The following is a 17,407-nucleotide window of genomic DNA, read 5'->3' as shown; positions in this document are numbered from 1 at the left end:
ACGTTATAGAAAGGTAGATTTACAGGATAAATATATTCTGAGCTTAATTATGGTTTGCGTTTTGCTTTTAACAGACTACGGTTTACAAATGCATTAAAATCCTTTTTATAATGCTCACCTACGGTAATTTTTCTTCCGTTATTCAATGCGATCGTATTACCTTCAATGTATTCAATGTGTTTATTGTTCAGAATGAAGCTGCGGTGAAACTGTTCAAAACCTCTTTCTCTGGTCATTCTATTTGAAATCTCTATTAAGGAGATATAGGTCAGAATACTTCTGTCGACTGTATAAACCATCACATAGTTAAGTTTACTTTCAATCAGCACAATATCATCATAACGGATCTTAACCAGTTTCAAATTGTCGTCTTTACTTTTTATAAAAAAAAAGTTCTGGTCACGTTGGACTCCGGCAAAATCTGAATCCTGGGTTGATGGAGGAAATAATTTATGGATTGTGTCCAAAAATCTGGCAAAGGAATAAGGCTTTAGCAAATAGCCATCTGCCTGTATATCAAAAGCTTCATAAGCATATTTAGTGTGAGCAGTAGTGATCAGCAATTTATCTGTTTTTGCCCTGATTAACCCAGCGAGCTCCAATCCTGATATTTCTGGCATCTCAATGTCAGTGATCAGCAAATCAATCGCATCTCCTTTAGCAATCTCTTGTAATGCATATACAGGATCAGTATAAGTAGCTATTAATTCCAGTTCAGGGATCTTTATCATATAGTTCTTTAAGCCCTCTATTGCATGAGGCTCATCATCAATAATTACACACCTGTACGCCATAATATTCTTAAAGCCCTAAGATAGCTTAAAAATAATTTTAAGCAAGTATTTACACGATTGATTAAAAATAAACAAATCAATAGTTATAAATAGTTTTTATAGACGATTTTTTATAAGTTTTAAAGTCTTTACACCCTCTCTGACTTAATTTTTTGCTTAATCCCTATCCATTTAAACTTCTTTTGCAGCAGGTTATATTAGATTTTACAGGAAGTATATCAGATTTTGCAGCAGGTATATCAGACTTAAAAAGCCAGCTGAGTTGCAAAAACGCAAGATCAAAAAACAGGAAATATTTACTTCAGCTATACCATTTTAGCACGCAGACCGTTCAGTGATTAAATTATATTTAATTAACTTTTACCTTACCAAAATTCACCTTACAAAACAAGTTATGAAAAAACAATCTGGCTTAAAAAATTTCAAATCTATAGTCATAGCATCATCTATTGTATTATGCATGGCTTTGATGACTAACAATTCTTACGGGCAGACCCAGACAGCGATGAACTCAACTGCTGCCAGCAGTTATAAAAAAGCAGACAATGAACTCAATACTATCTATCAAAAGATATTAAAGGAATATGCTGCTAAAACGCAATTCATTAAGAATATCAAGGCAGCCCAACTGTTATGGATAAAATTAAGAAATGCTGACCTGGCTGCCAGATATCCAGAGATGGGAAAATATGGATCCGCAGAAGCAATGTGCAGAGCCGGTTACCTGGAAGCATTAACCAGAGACCGGATTAAAGTATTAAAAGTATGGCTGGATGGCATTCCTGAAGGAGATGTGTGTAATGGATCAGTTAAGAACCAGTAAAATTTAATGCTTCCATAACTGTAGAGCAGAGAAAACAGCTATTGTAACAGACTTCAATTCCAGGATTGAGGTTTGTTGCAATAGCTGAATATATAACTATTTATTTCTATTGTTGAACAGCAAGATGAACATAGCAAGCAAACAACTGATTGCACCAAAAAGGTAGATAGCCTGATAATTGTACCAACCTGCAATAATACCTGCTACGGGTCCGGCTAATCCTAAAGAAAAATCAAAGAATGCAGCGTAAGCACCTAAAGCTGTTCCACGCATTTGTGGCTCTACTTTCTTTATAGCCAATACACCCAGCGCAGGAAAAATCAGCGAAAATCCAATCCCAGTCAAGCTACACCCTACCAATGCCATGATTTCTGAGGAAGAGAACCCAATCAAAAGCTGGCCGGTAATCTCTATAATTAAAGAAACAAGTGCAACTTTATATCCACCGTATTTATCCGGAAAGGAAGAGAAAAATACCCTGGTAAGGATATAAAATATTCCAAAAGCCATGAACGCTATGGATGGATTTCCCCAATGATTTTCAGCAAATAATAGCGAAATAAAGGAAGAGATACAGGCAAACCCTATAGAAGAGAATGCCAATCCTAAACCCTGCCCCGCAATCAGGCCAATCACTTTATAAAATGGCGTTCTGATATGTATTTTAGCTACAACCAGGTCAGGAAGCTTAGTGGTAAGAGTCCAGCCAAAAATCGATAGGACGATAATCAAAGCAAAAACATAAGTCAGACCAAAATAGCTGTTTATCCAGATAGCCACAGGTGCTCCTATTGCAATCCCTGCATACATCGCGATGCCATTCCAGGTCATTACTTTTCCTGATTTTTCAGCACCGGTCAAGCCTATTCCCCAAGTTAATGCCCCTGTTATTGACAAACTTTCTGATATGCCGTGAACAATTCTTGCTAAGAATATCAGACTCAATGCTATTAAAATGTTATGGCTGAAAAATGCTGCTGCCATATAGATCATACCAGAAAAAATCACAAACAATATTCCTTTTTGGTAACCTGTCTTTGCCCCTTTTGTATCCGCTATTTTTCCAGAATATGCTCTTGTCAATAAGGTAGTTAAAGATTGTAAACCCATCACTATACCAACAATCAAGCCTCCAAAATTCAAATCGTGTGTTATAAATCCAGGAAGGATTCCCAAAGTCATTCCAATGGTTAGGTATATGGTAAAAACTGATATAATAATAGGCGTTAAAATTCTAATAAAATCTCTTTCTGCAGGGTTCCCGATATTCATATTTATCTTGTGCTCCATTGTATTATAAATTCATACCTCCAGTTAATTCAATGCGTTGTGCGCTAATCCAACGGGCAAAATCTGTTGTAATGGGGCCAGCAACAACCTGCAGCTCTTGTTCTTTTCTTTTGTGGTGAGTAAGGATTATGTCAATACCCTTAGCGGCCATCTTTAAAGAAATACTTTTCCCCGGGCCACGGTTACCGCTAATAACTAATCTTGTTTCGTTTTTTTCTAACATTTGTCTTGTATTATTAAGTTGAATATTACAAGTACAAAATTAGAAAGACAATGCCCGGCGAAGTTGACTATACAATGGTCATGATTGGACAAATCATGGTTTCAGACTTCTGAATCCGGAAGCTGTCATGCCAGTGTGTTTTTTGAAAAAGCGGGAAAAGTAAGCATGATCTTCAAACCCTAATTCATAGGCAATTTGTTTAACATCAAGATCTGTATAATATAGAAGCCGTTTACTTTCTAGTAAAATCTCCTGATTTATCCAGTAACTGGCAGGAAAACCGGTGATTTCTTTGGTAAGTTCATTCAGGTAAAGCGGGCTTATGTGGAGCAGTGAGGCATAAATATGGACCTGTTTTAGCGCTTTATATTTGGCATGAATTAACTGTTTGAACCGGACAACGGTATTGTACTTTTGTCCGCCGATATTAAGGTCGGAATTTTGTGACTGTATAATTCTTGAGGCAATTAAACCAGCTAAAGTATCCACTAATGAATTAATCAATGTTTTTTGGAGTGGGATCGATTTCTGGCTGGCCATTTCTTCCATTATTGGCACTATTTTAAAAGCGGCATCATCTGCTGCTACAGCAACAGTTTGTTTGATATGGAGATAAGTATCGAAGAGTTCACGGTATTGGTTTGAAATTAGTTCATGGCCCAAAAAAATGAACCAGCCTTCACAATTTTGGCAATTGATATAGCTATGCACTTGTCCGGGCGTGATAAAACAAAGAGAAGGACCACTTAAAACTACTTCATTAAAATCCACCGCTAACAGGAAGTTTCCCTTCTGCTGAACAAGGAACATATAATGATCATCGCGATGCGGAATATGTATAAAATGATTAAATTCCTTCATGGCTTTGAACTCTAGCCCTACGTGTCTAAGTTCGCCTTCATGTAGTGGTATTGCCGCTTTTTTCATTGAAACTGATTACAAAGGGAAAATCTAAAGCTATCGTAATATTCTAAAATCAAAACAAATAATTATATTAATTGTACTGTTTCAATAAAATATAAATTTATGGACAGCATTAATCAAAACCAAACTGAGCAGAATCACCAGAATCTGGATAGCACATCAGCTATTGAGAAGATCAAGGAATTAACTGGAATTGCAAAAACCTGTTTTCTATGTACACAACCTTCAGCCGGAGAATCTAACGGCACACGTCCAATGAGTGTTCAGGAAGTGGATGAACAAGGTACAATCTGGTTCCTGGTTGCTAATGATAGCCATACCTATCAGGATATCAGTGCTAATTCTAAAGTGAAATTATACTTTCAGGGCTCTGCACATTCCGACTTCCTGTTTCTTGAAGGTGCTGCAATACTTTCAGCAGATAAAAACAGAATTAAGGAGTTATGGGACCCAATCATGAAAACATGGTTTACTGAAGGGGAAGATGATCCTCGTATTGCTATTATCAAAGTAGCACCAGATACAGGATACTATTGGGATAATAAACATGGAAATGTAATTGCCGGAATTAAAATGGTAATTGGGGCAGCTGTGGGCAAGACAATGGACGACTCTATTGAAGGCGATCTTAAAGTATAATAAATAGTTCAATAAAGACTTGTATAAACCCGGCAACATGATTTTTGCTAAGGTTTATACAAGTCTTACCATTAAACAGGCTAATATCCTTTTATTGGTATCAGTTTTATTTCAGCAATGCATTAAGCCTTGCATAAATCTCCAGCATCCCTGCCTGATCTATTAATTCTTTCACCGGTTTTTTACCCAGCAAATTATTCCCATCTCTTTCTTCTCTCCAGATCCTGTCGGCATCATCTTTAAAAAATACGATCCAATCCTGATTATGATCTACTTGATACAATTCTGCATAACCTCTTAGCATGACTGCATTGAACCAATAGTTAGCAGGAAGCCTGCCATTCTTAAAGAAATGTTTTTTACCCGCTATAGCAATCCGATAAGCTTCGTCCAAATACTTTTTATCATTTGTTACCTGGTATAAAAGCACATTGCTTTGCAGCATAGATCCAGTATTATAAGTATATAAGGTTTGATCAACTTTTAAAGAAGGAATCTTTATCGCGTCATAATAAAGGCCATCCGGAGCCTGCAAGTGCTTATTCGTCCAGCTATACAGACTTAATGCAAGTTCAAGATATTGCTGTTCACCGGTGAACTTATACAATTGCAGCGCAACCAGAATTCCCGGGCCATTGGAACATGTATTTTTACTATTCAGTTCCCCTTCCTTCCAATATAAACCTCCACCAGCAACAGTATCCAGGCCAGCTTTAACCATATGCTGATAAATCATCTTTGCTTTTTCCAGGTAAACGGGGTTTTTATTTCTATGATACGCATCCAGATAAGCAATCGCGATCCATTGGTTATCATCAAAAAATCTGGAACTCAATCTTTCTGAGGTCACATAATCCTGATAAGCAGGTGCGGGAGGAACTGTGGAATAATATTGATCAATCGCCGCAGCCACACCAGACATATAATCCTTTTTCGGATCAAGGATTTCCATTTCATTAGCACCTTGTATCAATGCACATAAAGGCCATAACCAGGAATGTTTGTTAGGATTATTGGCTACTGAATTCGTCTCTGTATATAAACCTGTTGAGGGTTCATAAAAACTGGCATTGATATTTTTATAGATCAAATTGGCTGCCTGTTTATAATCAGGATTCTTTTGAGCATGCACAACCTGCGCCATCAACAAAAGAATAATCAGATATAAGTTTCTTTTCATCATTAGAATTTATGCTAAAATACCACTTTTTGTGAGTTGTGCAGCTGATTTAATTCACATGATTCTGCCAGATCCAAGACCCAAAATCATTAATCATCCCAACGGGATTACAAAAGCAAATCTTATTTTCCAATTATAGCTGTTTTATGCAGGTCACCCAGTTTTTTAGTTCAATAATAACTTTTCCACTAATCTTCCATGTGTAGTAATTGAATATTCTACAGTGGGTGGAAAGTGTCGTAAATGGTACGTTTGATCAGCTTATTTATTTCCAATTCCTTGAGCTCTTTCGCTAATATTTTATCAGAGACACCTTTTACCTCTTTGGATAACTGACAGAACCTTTTATTCCCAAAAATCAGGGATAGAATAATCGTTAGTCGCCATCTGTCCTTCAATACATCTATTGCATCAAATATTGATAACATTGCGCTTTGACTACTTGAATAGCTGCACACTATTTCAATTTCACTGGGTTCAGAATCCCGAAATCAAAGCAAAAGTTGCTACTGCCTGCAATGGTCAGAAAGGTGCTGCACTAGCCAGTACATTAATGGTTATGGTGGCCAGCACTACTACCGCTAAGAACTCGATTAAGTCTATAACCAACCCACAAAACCATCTGTCCCGAGATCGTTAGTCGTGAAATGATTTCCCTGCCTCATCCATCCATAGCAAGCCCTATATCCTCAGCTCTTAAGCATACCTGATAAAAAACTTTATATATATTAATAGCTTCTTCAGGTGATAAATATTTATACGTAGTGGTAAAAGATAATCCGTTTCAGGCATATAACCCAAACGGTAGTTAAAATCAATCCTCCAGAGACTTGTTAATTATTTTCAATTATCCGTGTATTTCGTTTTTTCAGAAACGAAAGAAACCGAAAGTACACTTAAAATAAACAATTAATCATCAGACATATACAGACTACACCTACAGATAATAATGAACAAATATCTTAGCACTAAAAGACACGTTGTTCCGGTCATTACGGCTTAATTCTACTCATACATTTTTCATGATTATGGCATTATCCTAAGTTTAGAGCAAATTGACAAGATAGTAAGGGCTATATCTTTACTGCTTGGGCTGCTGACTATGAGAAAGCAAGGCAAAGACAATGAATTACGTCGCAAAACCAGCGAGTTGATGATCTGGAAAAGTATTTTTTCTTTCTGTATGCAATCATCATACACTATATAACGCAAGAATGTATTTAAATATAAACTATTAATATACAGATACAAATGAATTTCACCTACACAATTCATAAAGATTAGATAGTTCTATTTTATCATTCTAACATAGAGTGCACAACTACACTCAATTAAAAAGCCATTGCTGCAGAGCTCATAAAAAGATCCATCTTCAAGTTCACTAATTCCAGTTTGTAAACTCGTCAGAAAACTGAAAGTAAATACAGCTCATCTAAAATTTAATAATTCAATTGCTTTATATTTACACCTGACTATGCAAGACTATATATTTGAAATTCAGCTTAAGGTAAGAGATTACGAATGCGATATACAAGGCATCGTAAATAATGCAGTTTATCAAGGTTATCTGGAACATGCCCGGCACGAATATCTGCAATCAAAGCTGATTTCCTTTAAGGAACTAACCGCAAAAGGCATTCTGTTAATGGTATCCAGAATAGAAATGGACTTTAAAAGATCACTCACCTCCAGAGATACTTTTCAGGTCAAATTAAGAATGGAACGACAAGGCGTAAAACTGGTATTTTTTGAAGATATTTTTCGCCTGACAGATCAGGCTTTATGCCTGAAAGCTAAAGTTGAAGTTATTGCCAAAATCAATGACAAGCTTACCAGGGGAGAAATTTTCGACACACTCAATCTGGAATTTTAAACTATTTTTTGTAACCTTTGACCCCTATTTAGCTATTATATTGTTTGTAGCTTCATGAAATTACTAGAATTTTATGGAGCTATATACGAATGTCTTAGAAAGCATAATATCTGATATTGAAAATTCCAGTGTCCAGGTTATTAAAAGGAAATCAGTAAACGAGACCTTTGAGTTATGGCGTGATCCTGTTTTACTCGCTAACATCTCTGGTAATATGGGAGTATTGTTTATCAGGGCGATCCTAAAAAAACTGAATGTAAATGAACATCATGTTTTCAGGTGGAGGCTGGATAATAAATACAGACAGTATCAAATTTTAAATCACTATTTCCCTGGTTGTGTTGCCAAAACAATTGGTCTTTCAGAATTATTAGCCGAAAATAATGGACTTAAGAAAATCAGGGAACTATGTGCGCATGGTTTTTTTGTCAAATCTACATTAGGACATCGCACAGGCCAGGCAGCTAGTTTTGACAGAACAGCCGAACTGGAAGACATTATTAAGCTTTACCAGGAAAAGAAAAGTCAGGAAAGGGAAGATCAGCCGGAAAAGTGGATGCTGCAAGAAAGATTAGATCTTAACGAAGAATTCAGGGTTCATACTTTTGGCAACGATCTAATATATGGCCTGACTTTTATCATGGCTGGTGTGGATTCTTCTAAAAGTTCTGCTGCAGAAATATTTGTACAAAAAGTACTGGCTTCGCTACCAGCAACGATTTTACAAGGCGCTTTGATCGGTTGGGACATCGGCATAACCCATGCAGATGAATATTATATCATCGAAGCAAATTTCACAGGTTTTCATCCTGAATATTATCCTGGTTTTCAAACCAGCGGATATTTCGGAGACCCAGATTATGGCCCGGCCATGTGTGCGTGGATCAACAACTATTTCAGGAACAAGTACCAGATTTCTATTGACACTGTAGCGCAAGAGTTGAAATCCAGCAGTCCATTTTTTGAAGAATTCTTATATTATAAATCAATATTTACCGATGAGCATATTGAGGTACTTCAAAATAAGACCAAAGGGATTTATGCCTTTGCAGTCATATATTTAGGCAAAGACGCTAATCCATTCCTCCTCAATCTTATAGAATATTTTTTACAGGAAGACTTTGCCACAACATATTTTCTGATTACCAGCGAAGAAACAGTCCAGGCAGTTGCTAATCAGTTTTCAGGTAATCAGCTCCTGTTGATTATTGATGAAAACAAGTTATTTCTACCAGAAGAATACAGTTTAATCAGGCCATTAAGTTATCAGGAACGGAAAAAAGTTTGCTGTAACAAATTGCTCACTAAAATTGAAGAAAAGTATTATTTTATTTTATGAAACAGTATTATGCTTAGCATAATTTTAGGTTTAAGCCCCGGATACCGCTCAAATAATTACTCATATTTCAACGCATCAACAGCATTCGCCTTTGCAACTTTAAAACTTTGCAAACTTACCGTTAACAAAGCGATACCCAACGATAGTACTGCTGCAGCAATAAAAGGCGCTGCAGCTATTGAAATCTTGTAATCATAGCTTTTCAACCAATTATTCGCTAAAATAAAAGCAACTGGAAAAGCAATAACATTTGAAAGGATGACCAATTTGATAAAATCTTTATTCAATAAGATCAGAATACTTTTCAGATCAGCACCCAAAACCTTTCTGATGCTAATTTCTTTTTTGCGTTGCTCAGCCATATATAATGCCAGTCCCAATAAACCCAGACAGGAAATAAAAATGGCAAATCCACCAAATAGATTTGACAATACACTCAAAAGCTGTTCACTTTTCAGCTTATTTTTCAAATCCTGAGCAATAAATGTCACTGCTAAGGGATAGGCAGGATTAAGCTGTTGACTGATCTGTTTAATAGTACCTACAGCAGCGCTTAAATTCATAGCTGGATTAATGCTCAGGATCAAAATATTACTTTTCTTCACATTGTAATAAAAGAAGGTCGGAACAGCCTTTCCTCCTATCGTTTCATTGGAATAATTTTTAACAACTCCAACAATAGTTAAAGGTGGATTATCTCCCCAATGGACTATTTTTCCTACCGGAGACTTGATACCCATTTTCTCTACTAATGCCTCATTAACTAAAACGGAAGTCGATGTGTCAGCCACAAACTCAGGAGAGAAATCTCTTCCCTCGATTATCTTTGCCCCTATGGTATTGCTAAAATCATAACCAATACTTCTGTAGTTAATTATGGACTGATCATTTGAAGCCTTACCAGGCCAGCTAAAGTTACCGGTAATAGAACCATCACTCGTGAAAGACTGTGCAAATTCTGTTGCAGCTATAACAGCACCCGATTTCTTCAGTTCTGCTTTAAATAATTGTAGTTTTTCCGGTTTTCTCCACTCGCCCTCTAAATTAAGCTCAACCAGGTTATTTTGAGAAAAACCAAGAGGTTTGTTCCGCATAAACTGAATTTGAGAGTAAATAATTATAGCGCAGATAATCATGCAAATAGAAAGGCTGAATTGAAGCACTACCAAAACCTTACGGATTGGCAAAGAAGAACGGCCAATACCTTTTAAGCCTTTTAAAACTTTTATTGGTGTAAATGAAGACAGATAAAACGCTGGATAGCTTCCAGCAAGTAAACCAGTCACTAAAACCAATATGCCAAGTGTAAGCCAGAAAGGATAACCACCATAACCAATCTTCATCGCTATACCCAGCAGGTTATTAAAATAAGGCAAGCACAATTCCAGTAATCCGAAAGCAACAATTGCAGCAATTAAGGAAAATAGCATAGACTCAATAAAAAACTGTCCCATTAAACTGCTTCTGGTAGAACCCAATGCTTTTCGGACGCCTACTTCTCTGGCCCGTTTCTCTGAGCGGGCAGTTGATAAGTTCATATAATTGATACTTGCAATCAGCAGTACACAAAAAGCCAGCAAAGAAAATAATTTTACCTGATCTATTTTGCCTCCGGAAACTTTACCATTTGTAAATTCATTATAAAGATGATATTTAGCGAATGGAAACAGAAAAGCTTCCAATTGCGTTTTCGGATCATTTGACCTGATCAATTTTCTCATCCCTGCATCTGCCGCCTCAAACTGATTTTTATCTTTTAATTTAACCAGTGTGGTACAAGTAATAGACCCCCAGCCATTGTTCTTATTGTCAGGGTGTTCCTGTTCGAAAAAGGCCCAGCTCAATAAAGCGTCATACTGAAAGCTTTGATTTTCTGGCAAATCCTCAATCACTGCCGATACAGTCAGCAATCGTCTGTTGTCATATTTTACAATTTGCCCAACTGGATTCTTTTTCCCAAATAATTTGCGTGCAGTTGAGGTCGTAATGACTACGGATTCTGGCGTATGGAATGCAGTAGCAGCATTACCATAAATGAACTTTTGCTCAAAGATCTTCAGAAAAGAAGGGTCTACAGAACGCGCGTCCAGCTTATAATTTTCCCGATCATGACTAAAAAGCTTGTTGTAGTCACCTCCAAGATTCATCCTGCTTACCAGCTCTACTCCAGGTAATCGCTGTAATGCAGCATCAGCAAGCTTGTTTGGTGAAGCAATAGAAGTAGCAAGTCCTTCATTAATATTAATATTTACCCGGGTAATATAGACTCTGTCAATTGAATCAAACTGTTTATCATAACCCCATTCATAGCTTACATAAAGCAGCAGCAATAAGCAACAGGCCATACCAATAGCTAATCCACCAATGTTCATTAGTGAGAATAACTTGTTTTTTTGAATATTACGTAAGGCAATTTTAAAGTTTATGAAAAACATAGCGATAATTTTCCGAATGAAGTCTAATTGTGTGCCAGTCCAAAAATATCAAATAAAATACGTTGAAAACTTATTTAAAGGTCTGTCTGTAATTATACTGTTCGTTATTGAACAGCTTATGTACACAACTGAACATTGGATGAAATTTTCAGAAAATTGACACAGGTAGCTGTAAAATAATAAACTAACTATTATAAATAGTATAATTCTGGTATATTTGCCCCAATTATGGGTTACGCAAAAGAAAGAGGAAAGCTTGAGAAGCTATTGACAAGAATCGTTGGTTTAACTACTTATGATGAGAAAAGTTTAGCTAATCTTGTTGACAGCCATGAAAAATATTCACACACTGTCAGAATATTGAAAAACAAAGAACCTGATACATTCGGTGATTTATACAAAAATGAATTACAAGAAGTAAAAGAAAGTAGAAAAGCAGTTAAGGAAAGTGATTCAGATGAAACACGTCAGCATAACTTTATCGCCTATAAAGATTCAATCGTAAAGGCTATAGAGAAAACTATCAAAACTACATTGGAGACTTTGTAATTCATGTAATTCAAAGAAAAAGCCGTGCTATATTAATAATACGGCTTTTTCTTGTGATAGCTTTTTCTTGAGCTAGTTGCTAAAAATACTTTTCAATAAACCATCCTCTTCCAGCTTTGCAAAAAGCGTCAGTACCCCTGGAACCTGTGCTGGTTCTTGCAAGTAAGTTTCCAGATCAAAATAACCGACTTCATCAATTTCATTGCTGGCTGCTATTTTTTCCGTTAAGTCATAAATAAAACAATCCTGTTCCATAACCAGGTTATTTTCTTCACCAAAAGCTGGTGCAGTAATATGGCAGTAAAATTTCAACAGGTCTGGATTCATTTTGATATTCAATTCTTCGTCTATTTCCCGTTGAATGGCCTGATGTGAAGTTTCTCCACTATCAATCTTTCCGCCTGGAAGATACCAGGCTTTTTTATTCCCACTAAAAGCCAAAAGAATTTTTCCTTCTTTAATAACAACTAATCCGGCGGTATGTAATATTCTGATTTCTTGATTCATTAATTATTTTTCACTGTGGCCTAATTTAATGTATTTCATCTTTAAATTAGCCAGAAACCAGGCAAAATCAGCAGTTTATGAATAACCTCATAATAAGCAAAAGCATAACCACCGGCTAAATTCATAGCTATCCAGGTATGAAAAATCATCCACTCAGTATGACTAAAATTATTTCATATATTGCTGCTAGTAAACCAAATACGCTCATATATGATTCAATTCCGTATAAAAATCATCACTTTAACTTTGCTAATTTTATCATTTAATGGCTTTGCGCAGCAGCAAAACGATTCAGTAAAAGTGATTAAAGCCGGCCACCTGATTGATGTAGAAAGAGGAATAACACTAACTAATCAGTTGATTTTAATTGACCATGACACCATAAAAAGCATTGGCCCGGACCTGACTATACCAATTGGTGCAACAATTATAGACCTCAGCCATGCGACAGTCTTGCCTGGATTGATCGATTGTCATACCCATATGACCTTTCAGCCCGGAGAAAATTACTATGAGGACATTTTCCGCCGCACTCCAGTAGATCTGGCTATAGTTGCCCCCAGCTATGCAAAAAGAACTTTAGAGGCCGGATTTACAACCTGCAGAGATGTAGGGGCTTCAGCATTTATTGATGTATCCTTAAGAAACGCAATTAACCGGGGTGATATACCTGGCCCCAGACTACTCGTCGCTACCTTATTTATTGGGAGTACCGGCAGCCATGGCGACCTGAACGGATTCTCGCCCTTTTTAGACTGGATAGGCCCTAAACAAATGACTGGTGTCGCCAATGGCATAGAAGGTGTACGTGCACAAGTCCGTTATAATATAAAATACGGTGCCGAAGTAATCAAATTTGGCGCAAGTGCTGGTGTACTGACAGAAGAAGTAAGTGTAGGCGCCCCACAGTTCTCACAAGAAGAAATGAATGCAATTGTCCAGGAAGCTCATTTGTGGGGATTAAAGGCCTGTGCCCATGCACATGGCACGGTGGCTATAAAAATGGCTGTTAAAGCTGGTGTAGCCTCCATAGAACACGGTAGTTTCCTCGATGATGAAGCGATACAACTCATGAAAGCACACGGCACTTACCTGGTGGCAGATATTTATAATGACGATTACATTCTCAGTGACTATGCAAAACATGGTACCCCTGAAATCATTATCAATAAGGAAAAGCTGGTAGGAAAAGAACAACGGTTAAGTTTTCAGCGCGCAGTTAAAGCAGGTGTAAAAATAGCTTTTGGTACAGATGCAGGTGTTTATCCACACGGCTGGAACGGCAAACAGTTTAAATACATGGTTAAATTCGGGCTCACCCCGATGCAGGCTATACAGGCCGCCACCATCAATGCTGCAGATCTGTTAGGATGGAAAAATAAGGTCGGCTCACTAAAAAAGGGTAAATATGCTGATTTGATAGCAGTTAAAGATAATCCGCTCCACGACATCACCTTACTAGAGCAAATTCCTTTTGTCATGAAAAGCGGAACCATTTATAAAAATGAACTGAAAAAATAAAGAAGCGTGATGTATCCTATGCTTACTAAATTGGTTTTTACTATCCAAACAATTTTTCTTTGTTTGCTACTGGTTACTATTAGTGCATTTAAGGCACATTCACAACCTAAAGCTAGTGTCCGGATGGCTGCATTAGAAATGGGATTTCATCAGATTCCAGATAGTATTCAAACTAGTGTTTATTGGTACTGGGTTTCTGGAAACATATCAAAAGAAGGTGTGATAAAGGATCTTGAAGCTATGAAAAAGGTGGGAATTAACCGTGCATTTATTGCAAATGTGACCTGGGGTGAAAAGAATGCGGGCCCAGTAAAACTATTTACAGCAACCTGGTGGGACATTTTGCATACCGCCTTAAAAACAGCTACTAAATTAGGCATCGAAATAGGGATTTTTAATTGCCCGGGATGGAGTCAATCGGGAGGTCCATGGGTTAAACCAGCGCAGTCTATGCGCTATCTTACTGCTTCAGAAACTGTGATTAATGGTCCAGTTCAAATCCATCAAAAACTAGAAAAACCTGATTCTGTTTTCCAGGACGTGAAAGTAATTGCTTATCCTGCGCCTAAAGATTATGGTACAGATATCCGGCACCTGAAACCTCAGCTTAGCGCTATCCCCACACTAAAAAACCTGGATAACTTAACAGACCAAAACGAACAAACAATTCTCCATCTCCCTGCTAAAAAACCTTTTATACTAAATATTTCTACAGAGAAACCATATACCGCCCGCAGTCTTGTCATTTATACAGCGCATGTTCCTGCTCGTTTAGAAGGTGATCTTCAAGTCAAAATCAACCAGACCTATCAAACCATAAAACATTTTATTATAGACCGTACAAATCCAAACCTTAAGAACGGCTTTATTCCTTATGGCCCGGCAACTATTTCACTTCCTGCTACTACAGCTAAAGATTTCCGGTTAATATTTACTGCTTATAAAGCAAACTGCGGAATTGCAGAAATTAAGTTCTCATCTGTACCTTTTGTAGAAAATTATCTGGAAAAAACGCTCGCAAAGATGTGGCCTGATGGTTATGTATATTGGCCTGCCTATCAATGGCAGCCTCAACCTGTTATCGAAGACAAAACCTATGTAATTGATCCGGATAAAGTTTTGGATATTTCGAAATACATGTTGCCTGATGGTACCTTAAACTGGCAGGTGCCGGCAGGAAAATGGATTATTGAACGTCTTGGAATGACACCTACAAAAGTTCAGAATGCACATGCAACTCCTGAAGGAACAGGGCTTGAAGTTGATAAAATGAGCAGATCACATATTACTGCACACTTTAATGCCTTTTTGGGAGAAATTATACGCCGTATTCCTGCACAAGATCGTAAAACTTGGAAAGTGGCCGTAGGAGATAGTTATGAAACTGGCAGCCAGAATTGGACTGATCAGTTCATCACAGCGTTTAAACTGACTTATGGCTATGATCCGCTTCCCTATCTTCCGGTATTGCAAGGAAATGTGGTGGGAAGCGCTGACCATTCGGATCGTTTTCTATGGGATATCAGACGTTTTATAGCTGATAAAGTCGCTTATGATTATGTGGGCGGACTTAGAGACATCTGTCATCAAAACGGATTAACTATCTGGCTGGAAAATTACGGTCATTATGGTTTTCCCGGAGAATTTCTACAATATGGAGGACAGTCTGATGAAGTTAGTGGTGAATTCTGGAATGAAGGCATCAAGGGTATCATAGAAAACAAAGCTGCTTCGTCCTGTGCACATATCTACGGAAAAACAAAAGTTTCTGCTGAATCTTTTACAACAACAGATCAGTACTTCATGAATTACCCCGCTACATTGAAACAACGTGCAGACCGCTCTTTTACTGAAGGAATTAACAACACTTTGCTGCATGTTTATATCCAGCAGCCTGACGGAGGTAAAATACCAGGGATGAACGCTTATTTCGGAACTGAATTTAACCGCAAAAATACGTGGTTTTACGATATGGATGATTTCTTAAAATATATCAAAAGATGTAATCTAATCTTGCAGCAGGGAAAATATGTAGCAGATGTTGCTTATTTCATTAGCGAAGACGCTCCAAAAATGACAGGAATACAAGAACCGGCCCTCCCCAATGGCTATGCGTTTGATTATATCAATGCAGAGGTGATTAAAAACAGGTTAACGGTAAAAGACGGCAATTTGGTTTTACCCGATGGGATGCAGTACAAGATCCTGGTTTTGCCCAGATTGGAAAGCATGAGGCCTGAATTGCTGGCAAAGCTCAAAGAAATGGTAGCTAAAGGGGCAGTAATTTTAGGCCCCAGACCATCCAGATCACCAAGTTTACAAAACCTCGGCAAGGCAGATCTCGAAGTTCAGCAGCTAACTGCTGAACTTTGGGGAAATATCAATTCATCCACTATTAAAGTCAATCACTTCGGGAAAGGAATGGTGATTGACGGAATGAGTCTGGAAGATGCTTTTAAATTAAAGAACATCATCCCCGATTTTAAAACAGCTGTAACCGATTCTGTACTTTTCATTCACAGAGCACTAAAAGATGGTTCAGTTTATTTTATTTCCAATCAAAAAAGCGAGGTTGTACAGCTAAGTCCTGAATTCCGGATTTCCGGAAAAATCCCTGAATTATGGGACGCAACTACAGGCCATATTCGTGACCTTCCTGAATATACTCAAACTGCCAGATCCACCATAGTTCCCTTAAAATTAACAGCTTATGAAAGCGCTTTTATAGTTTTCAGAAAGCAGGACAGTATTCAAAAAAATAAATACTTAAATTATCCTGAGCCAGTCAAAAAAATACTACTCACAGGCCCGTGGTTGGTTAACTTTGATGTTAACCTGAATGGGCCTTCCAAACCAGTAATCTTTAAACAATTAGAAGACTGGATCCAAAATAAAGATGAGCTTATTAAATATTACTCCGGCCCCGCTTATTATCATCATAGTTTTGAATTGTCAAAAGTTAAAAATGAAGAACGAATAGTATTAGATCTGGGAAATGTTATCGCTATAGCAAAAGTTAAGGTTAACGGAATAGCTGTTGGCGGAGTGTGGAGCGCACCTTACAAAATTGATATTACCAAAGCATTGAGGCCAGGCAAAAATGAATTGGAAATCAAAGTCGTCAATAACTGGATAAACAGGCTGATTGGGGATCATCAACTGCCTGAAAACAAAAGAATAACCTCAACTTATTATGACTGGTATGATCCCACTGTAAAATTACAATCCTCAGGATTAAAAGGACCAGTTCAGTTGGAGATTGTAAAGTAATCCCACAGTAAATTGGGACTATTGACCCTAAATAATTCTT

15 protein-coding genes are annotated in these 17,407 nt (G+C 37.3%); 7 read left to right on the top strand and 8 right to left on the bottom strand.

What is annotated here, in order from left to right:
* Positions 1 to 47 precede the first annotated feature (47 nt).
* Positions 48 to 794, bottom strand: a complete 747-nt coding sequence (locus AY601_RS05355; RefSeq protein ID WP_068397539.1) for a LytR/AlgR family response regulator transcription factor — start codon at positions 792 to 794, stop codon at positions 48 to 50.
* A gap of 394 nt (positions 795 to 1,188) precedes the next feature.
* On the opposite strand from AY601_RS05355, the gene AY601_RS05345 reads away from it, so the two are divergent.
* Positions 1,189 to 1,617: a lysozyme inhibitor LprI family protein gene (locus AY601_RS05345; RefSeq protein ID WP_084359506.1), complete on the top strand. Its 429-nt coding sequence runs from the start codon at positions 1,189 to 1,191 to the stop codon at positions 1,615 to 1,617.
* Between the two features lie 96 nt (positions 1,618 to 1,713).
* Here AY601_RS05345 and AY601_RS05340 read toward each other — a convergent pair whose 3' ends face one another.
* The 3 genes from AY601_RS05340 to AY601_RS05330 all read right to left on the bottom strand — a co-directional run bounded on the left by AY601_RS05340 (position 1,714) and on the right by AY601_RS05330 (position 4,057).
* Positions 1,714 to 2,907 carry an MFS transporter gene (locus AY601_RS05340; RefSeq protein WP_084359111.1) on the bottom strand — a complete coding sequence of 398 codons (1,194 nt, stop codon included), beginning with the start codon at positions 2,905 to 2,907 and terminating at the stop codon, positions 1,714 to 1,716.
* Positions 2,908 to 2,911: 4 nt separating this feature from the next.
* Positions 2,912 to 3,130, bottom strand: a complete 219-nt coding sequence (locus tag AY601_RS05335) for a hypothetical protein (protein WP_068397527.1) — start codon at positions 3,128 to 3,130, stop codon at positions 2,912 to 2,914.
* 93 nt (positions 3,131 to 3,223) lie between these two features.
* Entirely contained in the window at positions 3,224 to 4,057 is an 834-nt protein-coding gene (locus AY601_RS05330; protein ID WP_068397524.1) for an AraC family transcriptional regulator, read from the bottom strand.
* 99 nt (positions 4,058 to 4,156) lie between these two features.
* On the opposite strand from AY601_RS05330, the gene AY601_RS05325 reads away from it, so the two are divergent.
* On the top strand, positions 4,157 to 4,693 hold the full coding sequence (locus AY601_RS05325) for a pyridoxamine 5'-phosphate oxidase family protein (protein ID WP_068397521.1): 537 nt from the start codon (positions 4,157 to 4,159) through the stop codon (positions 4,691 to 4,693).
* A 106-nt stretch (positions 4,694 to 4,799) separates the two neighbouring features.
* On the opposite strand, the gene AY601_RS05320 is transcribed toward AY601_RS05325, so the two are convergent.
* Positions 4,800 to 5,876, bottom strand: a complete 1,077-nt coding sequence (locus AY601_RS05320; protein ID WP_068397519.1) for a glycoside hydrolase family 76 protein — start codon at positions 5,874 to 5,876, stop codon at positions 4,800 to 4,802.
* Positions 5,877 to 6,091: 215 nt separating this feature from the next.
* Positions 6,092 to 6,301: a winged helix-turn-helix transcriptional regulator gene (locus AY601_RS05315; RefSeq protein ID WP_198163623.1), complete on the bottom strand. Its 210-nt coding sequence runs from the start codon at positions 6,299 to 6,301 to the stop codon at positions 6,092 to 6,094.
* A 1,046-nt stretch (positions 6,302 to 7,347) separates the two neighbouring features.
* On the opposite strand from AY601_RS05315, the gene AY601_RS05310 reads away from it, so the two are divergent.
* Both AY601_RS05310 and AY601_RS05305 read left to right on the top strand, forming a co-directional pair.
* A complete protein-coding gene (locus AY601_RS05310; protein ID WP_068397512.1) occupies positions 7,348 to 7,746 on the top strand; it encodes an acyl-CoA thioesterase in 399 nt (132 codons plus the stop codon).
* A gap of 73 nt (positions 7,747 to 7,819) precedes the next feature.
* Positions 7,820 to 9,085 (top strand): hypothetical protein, encoded by a 1,266-nt coding sequence (locus tag AY601_RS05305; RefSeq protein ID WP_068397511.1) that lies wholly within the window; start codon positions 7,820 to 7,822, stop codon positions 9,083 to 9,085.
* A gap of 56 nt (positions 9,086 to 9,141) precedes the next feature.
* Here the strand turns inward: AY601_RS05305 and AY601_RS05300 are convergent, their stop codons facing one another.
* Complete coding sequence (locus tag AY601_RS05300; RefSeq protein ID WP_068397510.1) at positions 9,142 to 11,520, bottom strand: ABC transporter permease; 2,379 nt, start codon at positions 11,518 to 11,520, stop codon at positions 9,142 to 9,144.
* 228 nt (positions 11,521 to 11,748) lie between these two features.
* On the opposite strand from AY601_RS05300, the gene AY601_RS05295 reads away from it, so the two are divergent.
* Positions 11,749 to 12,069, top strand: a complete 321-nt coding sequence (locus AY601_RS05295; RefSeq protein WP_068397509.1) for a hypothetical protein — start codon at positions 11,749 to 11,751, stop codon at positions 12,067 to 12,069.
* Between the two features lie 72 nt (positions 12,070 to 12,141).
* Here the strand turns inward: AY601_RS05295 and AY601_RS05290 are convergent, their stop codons facing one another.
* Complete coding sequence (locus AY601_RS05290) at positions 12,142 to 12,576, bottom strand: NUDIX hydrolase (protein ID WP_157287715.1); 435 nt, start codon at positions 12,574 to 12,576, stop codon at positions 12,142 to 12,144.
* Positions 12,577 to 12,786: 210 nt separating this feature from the next.
* Here AY601_RS05290 and AY601_RS05285 point away from each other — a divergent pair, with 210 nt between their 5' ends.
* Positions 12,787 to 14,097, top strand: a complete 1,311-nt coding sequence (locus AY601_RS05285) for a metal-dependent hydrolase family protein (protein ID WP_068397507.1) — start codon at positions 12,787 to 12,789, stop codon at positions 14,095 to 14,097.
* 123 nt (positions 14,098 to 14,220) lie between these two features.
* Positions 14,221 to 17,367, top strand: a complete 3,147-nt coding sequence (locus AY601_RS05280; protein WP_232324697.1) for a glycosyl hydrolase — start codon at positions 14,221 to 14,223, stop codon at positions 17,365 to 17,367.
* The last annotated feature ends 40 nt before the right edge of the window (positions 17,368 to 17,407 follow it).

The organism is Pedobacter cryoconitis (genome assembly GCF_001590605.1).
In the GTDB taxonomy this organism is placed as follows: domain Bacteria; phylum Bacteroidota; class Bacteroidia; order Sphingobacteriales; family Sphingobacteriaceae; genus Pedobacter; species Pedobacter cryoconitis_A.
This window is presented reverse-complemented; position numbering and strand designations above follow the sequence as displayed.